At 55.2% G+C, this 9,945-nt stretch carries 10 protein-coding genes; all 10 read right to left on the reverse strand.

Annotation, left to right across the window (positions count from 1 at the left end; translation table 11 throughout):
- Positions 1–45: 45 nt before the first annotated feature.
- Positions 46–2,457 (reverse strand): signal peptide peptidase SppA, encoded by a 2,412-nt coding sequence (gene sppA, locus FBQ85_20190; protein ID MDL1877456.1) that lies wholly within the window; start codon positions 2,455–2,457, stop codon positions 46–48.
- A 151-nt stretch (positions 2,458–2,608) separates the two neighbouring features.
- Complete coding sequence (gene rnc / locus FBQ85_20195) at positions 2,609–3,358, reverse strand: ribonuclease III (GenBank protein MDL1877457.1); 750 nt, start codon at positions 3,356–3,358, stop codon at positions 2,609–2,611.
- Between the two features lie 40 nt (positions 3,359–3,398).
- Positions 3,399–4,649: a beta-ketoacyl-ACP synthase II gene (gene fabF / locus FBQ85_20200; GenBank protein ID MDL1877458.1), complete on the reverse strand. Its 1,251-nt coding sequence runs from the start codon at positions 4,647–4,649 to the stop codon at positions 3,399–3,401.
- Positions 4,650–4,804: 155 nt separating this feature from the next.
- Positions 4,805–5,044, reverse strand: a complete 240-nt coding sequence (gene acpP / locus FBQ85_20205) for an acyl carrier protein (GenBank protein ID MDL1877459.1) — start codon at positions 5,042–5,044, stop codon at positions 4,805–4,807.
- A gap of 102 nt (positions 5,045–5,146) precedes the next feature.
- Entirely contained in the window at positions 5,147–5,893 is a 747-nt protein-coding gene (gene fabG / locus FBQ85_20210) for a 3-oxoacyl-[acyl-carrier-protein] reductase (protein ID MDL1877460.1), read from the reverse strand.
- 92 nt (positions 5,894–5,985) lie between these two features.
- Complete coding sequence (gene fabD, locus FBQ85_20215; GenBank protein ID MDL1877461.1) at positions 5,986–6,939, reverse strand: ACP S-malonyltransferase; 954 nt, start codon at positions 6,937–6,939, stop codon at positions 5,986–5,988.
- Positions 6,940–6,942: 3 nt separating this feature from the next.
- Positions 6,943–8,028 carry a ketoacyl-ACP synthase III gene (locus FBQ85_20220; GenBank protein MDL1877462.1) on the reverse strand — a complete coding sequence of 362 codons (1,086 nt, stop codon included), beginning with the start codon at positions 8,026–8,028 and terminating at the stop codon, positions 6,943–6,945.
- Positions 7,913–8,959, reverse strand: a complete 1,047-nt coding sequence (gene plsX / locus FBQ85_20225; protein ID MDL1877463.1) for a phosphate acyltransferase PlsX — start codon at positions 8,957–8,959, stop codon at positions 7,913–7,915. Before plsX ends, FBQ85_20220 begins: the two co-directional genes overlap by 116 nt.
- A gap of 291 nt (positions 8,960–9,250) precedes the next feature.
- Positions 9,251–9,436 carry a 50S ribosomal protein L32 gene (locus tag FBQ85_20230; protein MDL1877464.1) on the reverse strand — a complete coding sequence of 62 codons (186 nt, stop codon included), beginning with the start codon at positions 9,434–9,436 and terminating at the stop codon, positions 9,251–9,253.
- A gap of 11 nt (positions 9,437–9,447) precedes the next feature.
- Positions 9,448–9,945 carry a DUF177 domain-containing protein gene (locus FBQ85_20235; GenBank protein MDL1877465.1) on the reverse strand — a complete coding sequence of 166 codons (498 nt, stop codon included), beginning with the start codon at positions 9,943–9,945 and terminating at the stop codon, positions 9,448–9,450.

A 9,945-nucleotide genomic window follows, 5' to 3' on the forward strand; every position in this document is an offset into this window, starting at 1 on the left:
TGAGCGCAAGTCGGACTTCACTTACGCCAGTCTGACTTCGCCCATTCACTCCGGATACATGCCTGGCACGAGCAACGGCATCGGTTGGCCGTTGCGCTCGCTCATGAATTTGATGAATTGCAGGATCGGATCATTTGCCATTTGCGTTTTGACGCCCGGTAATCCCGGACTGAAATTGAACAGGCCTTTGGAGGCGGGTATTTCGACCACTTCGATTTCGTGACCAGGGTCAATTCCGGCGCGCTGCTGCGCAATGGCCAGCGCCGTCAGCATGCCGCCGACTTCATCCACCAGGCCATTGGCTTTGCCATCAATGCCCGAAAAAATGCGGCCTTCGGCAATGTCCTTCACCTGCGCAACAGACATGCCGCGGCCTTGCGCAACTTTGGCAACAAACGTTTCATAGAAATCTTTCATCAACGTTTCGATCCGGTCGCGTTCTTCCGCTGTCAAATTGCGCGCCGGCACGCGCACTCCGAGCAACGGCAATGTAATACCATAACCGGCATCGGCATGCGCGCCGCGCTTGACGTGATCTTCCGTCATGCCGATTTTTTCGCTAAAACCCTTGTCGTAAATCCAGCCGCCGATCACGCCGATCGAACCGGTGATGGTGTTGGGCCCGGCCACAATGGTGTCGCCATACATCGAAATCCAATACCCGCCGGAGCCGGCCACCTGACCTTGACTCACGATCACGGGCTTTTTCTCGCTGCATTTTTTCAGCGCTGCGGCGACCACGTCGCTCGCCATGCCGTCGCCGCCGGGCGAATCAACGCGAAAAACAACCGCTTTGATCGCGGGATTCTTGGCGAGATCCCGAAAAACTTTTTCCAGCCAACGTGCGCGAATGCCCTCATCCATGGCGCAGACGCCCAAGCCGTAAACCAGCGCAATCTTCGGCGGCTCGCCCCAGGCTTGCAAAGCTTCGGCTTGCTCCCGAAGGTCATTCGCTGAAATCGAGCGCAAAGCATTCCCCGTAAAACTTTTGATCACCTCGCTGAGCGCCGACCAGCGCGCCAGCGTATCGACGAGATGCGCTCGCAACGCCGATTCTGCCGTGAAAAGGGTTTCGTTGTCAATCAGTTGATCAAAACGTTCCGGCGTTAAACCGCGCGAGGCACACACCTCACGTTGCACCAATTCATACCAATCATCGACGAAATCCTGCAACTGTTCGCGATCGCCTTCAGACAGGCTGTCGCGACTGAGGCTTTCCATCGCAGACTTGTATTTGAAAAAGCGCCACTCGTCGAACCCCAGTCCCATTTTTTCGAGCGTGCCTTTCAAGTAGGTGCGGCCCAGAACGAACCCTTGCAGCGTGAGCATGCCCTCGGGGTCCAGCACGACTTTATCCGCGACACTTGCCAAATGATAGTCCGTCATCTCAGCGTTGTCGATGAAAATGATCAGCTTTTTGCCCGCCGCTTGCGCTTGCTTGAGCGCTTCGCGGATTTCCCAAGCATGCTCCGGCGCGATTTGCATGCCGGAAAGATTGAGCGCGAGCAATCCGATCTGCGGGTCTGCGGTTGCGGCGCGAATGTTGTTTAATACTTCGTAAAGCCGGTTCGTGTCTTTGTCAAACCAGACATACTTGTGATAATCCATCCGGCCTTTCAGGTTGATGGCGAGATAGCGTTTTCCCTTGCCGCTGGAAACAACACTTGGCTTCACGCCGCCGGCGCGAATCATGTAAGTATTGTAAGCGTGATCGCGTCCGGCATCAAAGTGCGCCTGCCCGCCAATGCCGCTTTTGCCGAAGTTGATTGTCATTCCCAGCGTGAAAGCCTCAGAGTCGAAGGTTCGCCCCACGAGATGCATCCCTTCCAACACTTGCAAAGCCGCGCCTGCGCTCCAGGGCGCCTCGGAAAGAGACATGCCGTTTTGTATCGCCGCATCAGCAAACAGCGTGAGCCGCGGCGTGCCGAGCGGGCGAATGCCGATTTCAGCGATGCCTTCACGATTGCTGCTTTCCGTGGAAAAATTGCCGATCAAGCCCAGCGAAAGAAAACGTGAGGGCCGTATGATCGAACCAACGGTGAACAACTTCTCCCGACCGAACGCGGCGCGATCGCCCGTTGACCAGTTGTAAGCCATGCCCAACGCAAATGCGCGCGACCCGAAGCCGCCGGCGAGGTTATACTCTGTGACGGCCAGGTCGCCGCGGTGCTGGCGTTGCGTCGAAAAACCCAATCCGCGCATGCCCCAGAAAAGCCCCCAGTCATTGAAAGAAGTAGCCTTCGTACCATCCGTTGACCAGAGAAAGCGCGTTTCACTTTGCCGGAGCATGGCCACATTCGCGGGATTGGTGAAACCCAGCAGGCCGTCATCAAAGGCGGCGGACGGCGCCAACAGAAACGCATGGCGTGCATGATAGCTCGTGAGAGGCTGCGCGAAAGTATTACCGGCGATCACCGCAAAAAAAAGCAAGGCAGCATTGATTGAATTTCTTTTCATGGCATTTTCTTCCCTAAAAAAGAAAACCGCCCGGGCGATTTCTCATCTTGTGCTGGAAGCGAAGCCAATAACCCTCCTCGCTTCAACAGACAAATCGTCCGGACGGTGGTATTTTGGGGCAAACATGAATTCGACAAAGCCGGAAAAACGATTACAGCAATTGCGACAAGGCATGCTGGGCGGCATTCTGCTCGGCGCGCTTTTTGGAATTGCCTACGCCCATGCCCATGGTGCGGTTTTGAATGCGGACTTCAACGGTGAAAATTTTGTTGTGATCAGGGCCTTCTTCGGAGAGCACGTTGTAGTAGGGCGTTCCCATGTTGCGGCTTTGCGAGAGTTCGAGCAGAATGCTTTTGAAGTTGCGATGCTGCTCTTCGCTTAGAATTTGCTCCATCTCGCTGAGCAACGTTTGCTTGATGAAGGCGCGCGCCTGCTCAATGCCGCCATCGAGATAAACCGCCCCGATCACGGCTTCATAAGCATCGGCGATAATCGAGGGCCGCACGCGACCGCCGGAAAAATCTTCCGACTCGCTCATCAGCACGAATTTGCCGAGATCGAGTTTGCGCGCGATGCGGGTTAGGATTTTGCGGCTGACCAGCAGGGATTTGATCGCCGTGATATCGCCTTCTTCTTTTTCCGGGAATTTGCGATAGAGGTATTCGGTGACGACGAGGCCGAGTACGGCATCCCCCAACAACTCCAGACGCTCGTTCGAGTGTGAACGGCGTTCATTGACTTGCGGCAGGTACGAGCGGTGCTTGAGCGCCTGCACCAGCAACTCCGCTCGGCGGAAGCGATAGTCGATGGTTTTGCAGAATTCCTTGATCTGCGCCGCGCTACCCGTCCCTCCCGTTTTTCCGTTCCTCCTGGTGAAAAACTGTCGGAGTAGACTCAGCATAACTTCAAAGCGTTGGCGGGAGATGGTTGCTTCACGAAACTCAATTGACAAATTTTCGCACCACAATCGTTACGTTGTGTCCCCCAAAGCCGAATGAGTTTGACAGAGCGACTTGCACGTCGCGATGAACGGCCTCATTCGGCGTGTAGTTGAGGTAACATTCCGGATCGGGCGTGATTTGATTGATCGTCGGATGAATAACATCATGCTTGCACGACAGCACCGTGAGAATGAACTCGATGGCGCCGGCCGCGCCCAGCAAATGCCCGATCATGGACTTCGTCGAACTGATGTTGAGTTGAGACGCCTGCTCGCCAAAAACCTGCGCGATGGCGTCTGTTTCGGCTTTGTCGTTTGCGGGCGTGGAGGTGCCGTGCGCATTGATATATTGCACCTCCTCCGGGGCCACGCCGGCTTCGGCCAAAGCCCGCTTCATCGCGCGAATCGCGCCCTCGCCGCCGGGCGCCGGTGCGGTGATGTGGTGCGCGTCCGCAGTGGAACCGACGCCCACAATCTCACCATTGATCTCAACGCCGCGACGCATGGCGCTTTCCAGCGCTTCCAAAACAATAATACCCGCGCCTTCGCCCATGACAAAGCCGTCGCGTTCTTTATCAAACGGGCGGCTGGCGCGCTGCGGATCATCGTTGCGGGTGGACAGCGCTTTCATCGCATTAAAACCGCCGACGCCCATGGGCGTGACCGCGGCCTCGCTGCCGCCGCAAATCATGACATCCGCCTCGCCGCGTTCGATGGCGCGAAAGCATTCGGCAATAGCATGCGAGCCGGAGGCGCATGCGGAGGTAATCGCGAAATTCGGCCCCTTGAACCCGTGTTGAATCGAAATGTGGCCGGCTGCCATATCTGAAATCATCATGGGAATGAAAAAGGGGCTTAATCGCGAAACGCCTTTTTCAAAATATTTTTCAAACTCTCGCTCGAACGTCGACAAGCCGCCGATACCCGAACTGACCACGACGCCGACGCGGGTTTTGTCAATGCGGGAATCATCGAGGCGCGCGGAGGCAATGGCTTCCGAGGCTGCCGCCACGGCAAATTGCACGAACGGATCCATCCGCCGCGTTTCTTTGCGCTCGATGTAATCGGTGGGATCAAAATTCTTGACTTCTGCGGCAAATTGCGTTTCGACGCCCGCAGCAACCGGGTCGAATTTCGCAATCCTGGCGACGCCGGATTTGCCGGCCAGGGCATTATCCCACAACGCGTTGACGGTATTGCCAAGCGGTGAGATCGCGCCGAGGCCGGTTACGACGACTCGTCTTTTTTGCATCTGCGTGTCAACATGATTGAACGACACAGTCAAGGTGATCTCGCCAGGCGCGCGACACATTCACGTCACCTTGACGGCTCCGTGCAGCTCGGATTTGACGCATACAACAACTGCCATGCTCCCTCTGTCATGGCAAAGCGCAAAATCAAGCCGGCTCAAGCCGGCATTTTCTTTTTCAAATATTCCAGCGCCTGGCCGACGGTGGTGAGCTTTTCAGCTTCTTCGTCGGGAATTTCGAGGTCGAATTCCTCTTCGAACGCCATCACCAGCTCGACCGTGTCCAGAGAATCTGCACCAAGGTCTTCGATAAAACTGGCTTCATTGGTCACCTGGGCGGCGTCAACACCGAGCTGATCCACGATGATCTGCTTGACTTTGCTTTCAATATCAGCCATTCGTTTTCACTCCTCAATTCTTGATTGAAAGATTTGTTGGTTACTGAATTGTCGCTTATGATCTTCGTTGTTGCACAAAGTAAATTCACGTGCCAAAATTTTTCACGCCATCACCAAACCGCCGTCGATATTCAACACTTGCCCGGTGATGTAATCGGCCTCGGCCGAAGCCAGAAATAAAACCAGGCCGGCAACCTCGTCGCTCGTGCCAATCCGTCCCAGTGGAACAGATTGCAGCAGCGATTCCTTCACCGCTTCCGCGAGTCCGGAGGTCAAATCCGTCTCGATATAGCCGGGCGCAACCGCATTGACCTGAATGTTGCGGCTTGCCAATTCGCGCGCGACCGATTTGGTCAGGCCGATCACGCCGGCTTTTGCTGCGCAGTAGTTGGCTTGGCCGCGGTTGCCCATTTGCGCCACCACGGAGGTCAGGTTGATGATCTTGCCGGAACGCTGCTTGACCATCACTTTGCTTGCCGCGCGTATGTGATTAAAAACGCCGGTCAGATTGGTGGCAACCACTTCGTTCCATTCGTCGTCGCGCATGCGCAAGAGAATATTGTCGCGCGTGATGCCGGCATTATTCACCAGAATATCGAGACGCCCGAATTCATCCACAATCGATTTGATCAAGCTATCAACCTCGGCAGCGGCGCTGGCATTTGCTGCCCGCGCGGCAGCCTTGCCGCCTTGCTGGCGAATTTCTTCCGCCACTTTTTCCGCCGGCTCAAGATTGCGCCCGGTGAGCACAACTTGTGCGCCTTCACGGGCAAATCGTATGGCAATCGCTTTGCCGATACCGCGCGACCCGCCGGTAACAAGGGCAATTTTATTTTGAAGTTTTGACATATGTCAGCCGATAGTCATATGTAATTTGGAATCTCTCCATCACGAACGAACCGCAATCAAACAACTGAGCAACAAGCAAACGGACGCCAACACTATTTAGCTGCCCCGGCGAGCAGAGCCTGCACTTCCGCGACTGTGCCGGCGGTGATCACGGCATACTCTTTATTGATCCGTTTATTCAACCCGGCGAGCACTTTGCCGGGGCCAATTTCATAAAATGCTTCTGCGCCCTCGGCAATCATATTCTCAATCGTTGTGAACCAGCGCACCGGGCTAATGAGTTGCTGTCCCAGGCGCTCGCGCAACACGGCGGCTTGCTGCTCGGGCATTGCGGTAACGTTGGTGTAGACCGGGCAACGTGCCTCTTGAAAATGGGCGGCGGCAAGCGCCTGTTCCAAACCGGCGCGTGCGCCTGCCATCAGCGGGGAATGAAATGCGCCGCCCACGGCAAGCTGCTTCGCCAATTTTGCCCCGCGTTCCTTCGCCAACGCCATCGCTTTTTCAACTGCACCAACGTGCCCGGAAATTACAGTTTGCTCGCGTGAATTGAAATTCGCGGCTTGCACCACTTGGCCCTCGGCAGCCGATGTTGCCGTCACTTCGCTGCAAAGCGCTTCAACTTCCTCAGGCGCCAATCCCATGATGGCAGCCATGGTGCCGGGATTTTCAATGCCGGCTTGATGCATCAACTCGCCGCGCAGCTTGACCAACCGCAGCGCCTCCTGAAAGCTCAATGCGCCGGCGGCAACCAAGGCGGAGTATTCTCCCAGACTATGACCGGCTGCCATCGCAGGCAAAATATCTTTTTCCTGAAGCAGGCGCGCGACGATGGCGCTGTGAATCAAAATGGCCGGCTGCGTAATCGAGGTTTTCGTCAGCTCGTCCAGCGGGCCGTCAAAACAAATTTTTTGAATATCAAAGCCAAGCGCGTCATTGGCCTGCTGGAACATCTCACGCGCGACCGCATATTCCTCGAACAGATCCTTCGCCATCCCGACGAATTGCGAGGCCTGCCCCGGAAAAATGAATGCGACTTTCTGGCTCATGGCTTAGAATCGAATAAGTGCCGAGCCCCAGGTGAATCCCCCGCCGAACGCCACCATCAAACACAAATCATTCGGGCGCAAACGCCCTTTTTCAAAGGCTTCATCGATGGCGATCGGAATGGAGGCGGCAGAGGTGTTGCCGTAATCTTGCACGTTGACGTAAACTTTTTCCATCGGCATGTTGACGCGTTTCGCGGTGGCGGTAATGATGCGCAAGTTCGCCTGATGCGGAATGAGCAGGCTGACGTCTTCGCCCGTCATGTCATTGCGCTCGAGAATGCTGGAAGCGGCATCGCCCATGGCGGTGACCGCATGCTTGAATACTTCCGGACCTTGCATGTCAAGGTGAAACAACTTTTCCGAAAGTGCAATGTCGAACGGCACTTTGGTGCCGCCGCCGATCATGCAAAGTAAACTCGTGAGACGGCCGTCGCTTTTGATGAAGGTGTCGATAACGCCGTGCTCGTCTTGCGCCGGACCGATCACCACCGCGCCCGCGCCGTCACCGAACAACACGCACGTGGCGCGGTCGGTCCAATCCGTAATGCGGCTTAAAATCTCGCCGCCGACAACGAGAACGTAGCGCGCTTTGCCCGCCGCGATCATGTTATCCGCCACTGTAAGGCTGTAAATGAAGCCGGAACAAGCGGCGGAAAGATCAAATGCGGCGGCGTTCGTGGCGCCCAAAATTTCCTGCACATAACAGGCGGTCGAGGGGAAATAGGCGTCGCCTGTTACCGTGCCAATGATAATGGCGTCCAATTGTTCCGCTGAAATTTGCGCTTTTGCCAAGGCCTTTTGCGCCGCAGAGGCGCACAGCTTTGAGGTCAAATCGTCTTTCGAGGCGATGAAGCGCCGCTCGATGCCGGTGCGTGAGCGGATCCATTCATCGCTGGTATCGACCATTTTTTCAAGATCGGCGTTGGTCAGCACGCGCTCGGGAACAGCCCGCCCGGTACCCAACACTTTTGATTTAGGCGTCTTGCTCAACGAGTGACACTCCCTTTTGAACTTCGAATGCTTCCAATTCGCGGCGGATGATTTGATTGATGCCTTCGCGCACCATGGCCACCGCCTCCTTGACGGCATTGCGAATGGCTTTCGGCGTGGAGGAGCCATGACAAATGATGGTCACGCCATCGACGCCGAGCAGCGGCGCGCCGCCGTATTCTTCATAATCGAAAATTTTGCGCAGGCCTTTGAACGTCGGCTGCATGAGAAACGCGCCGATATTCAAAAAAATCTTCTTGCCAATCTGCCGTTTGATATGCCGGCGAAACACATTGCCGAGGCTTTCGGTGTATTTCAGGATCACGTTTCCCACAAAGCCGTCGCACACCACCACATCGGCCTTGGCCTGTAAAATGTCCCGGCCTTCGACGTTGCCGATGAAATTGATATTGCTGCGTTCCAGCATTTCATAGGCTTCGCGCGTGACTTCGGTGCCCTTCGAACGTTCTTCGCCAATGCTGAGCAGCGCAATTTTCGGCTTTTGCATGCCGACGACGCGCTCCATAAAAATGCTGCCCATCAAGCCGTATTGCAGCAGATGAACCGCTTTGGCATCGACATTCGCGCCGACATCGATCAACATGGTCACGCCATAGCCGTTGGGAATCAAAGAGCCAATGCCGGGGCGATTGACCCCGGGGATGCGGCCGAGCACGAACAGGGAGGCTGCCATGGCTGCGCCCGTATGCCCGGCGCTGACAACGGCATCGACCTTGCGATCCCGCTGCAATTGATTCGCCACCAAAATCGAAGCGTCTTTTTTCCTCTTGAGCGCTTCGGTCGGTTTATCCGCCATTTCAATCTTTTCGGAGGCGTGATGAATCGAGTAATACTGCTTTTCGCCTCGCGTCAAGAGCGGATGCCGCGCGATCTCTTCGGCAATTTTCAACTCGTCACCGACGAAGACAACTTCACATTCGCCTTCCATCAAACGCGCAGCTTCCAAACCGCCCTGCACAATCGCCGCTGGTGCAAAATCACCGCCCATCGCATCCAATGCAATCCGCATAGCTTCCTCTTTTCAGCAAACGCGCGCGCTCAGGCGTCGCTCCGGGGAGCATGCTCCCCTTGCTCAAAAATTCTACTATCGCTGGCCTGCTTCGCTCGTTCATTTTTATCGAGAATGCGAGCGCGCCGCGAGGATTCATGGTTTTCGTCAAGGCAGCTTCCTCGCTGTGGTTGCAATAAGATTGCTACGTCATACGAAACCATGTCATGTGGGCTGTGTATCGTCGTGGTCAATAAATGATGCAGGCTGAAAGAATGCCGAATCTCATCCTTTATCACGGTAGGAAAAAGGTCAGGATAATTCGCGCGGCAAAAACACGGAACGATCATTGTAATAGCCGCAATTGGGACAAATGCGATGCGGCAGTTTCGGTTGATGGCAATGGTTACATTTAATCGTTTTGACGGATTCTAGTTTCCAATGCGTGCGTCGTTTATCGCGGCGCGTACGGGAATGGCGTCGTTTCGGATTAGGCACAAGAACCTCTCTTAGTTGAATAGTTTCTGCAAAGCCTGCCAGCGCGGATCAAGCGGTCGCACGCCGCACAGGCAGGTTTCTTCATTCAAATTAACCCCGCAATGGGGGCACAGCCCTTTACAATCTTCCGAGCACAGGATTTTTGCCGGCACCGCCAGCAGCACGAGATCACGGATATCGTTGGTCACATCAATCTCGCGCGCGTCTTTTTCGAGCAAATGCACTTCATCTTCGGAGAGCGCCAGCAGTTCTTCATCGCTGGTAAAGACCACGCGCCCGGTATCGACAATCGTACGATCGAATTCCGTTAAACAACGGTCACACGTGAAGCGACCAACGGTGTTGATCGTATTGCGCAGGATTAACCGTGAGACGCGCCTCTCCAGATCGACATCAATCTGAATTCTATTGGTGAGGTTGGGATGAGCAACAATGCCACAATTCTCCGGCTCTTCCTCAAAATGAAGGGAATGCAACCCCTCGGCTAATCCTATCAAAGAAATCTTCAT

Source organism: Cytophagia bacterium CHB2 (genome assembly GCA_030263535.1).
GTDB lineage: Bacteria > Zhuqueibacterota > Zhuqueibacteria > Zhuqueibacterales > Zhuqueibacteraceae > Coneutiohabitans.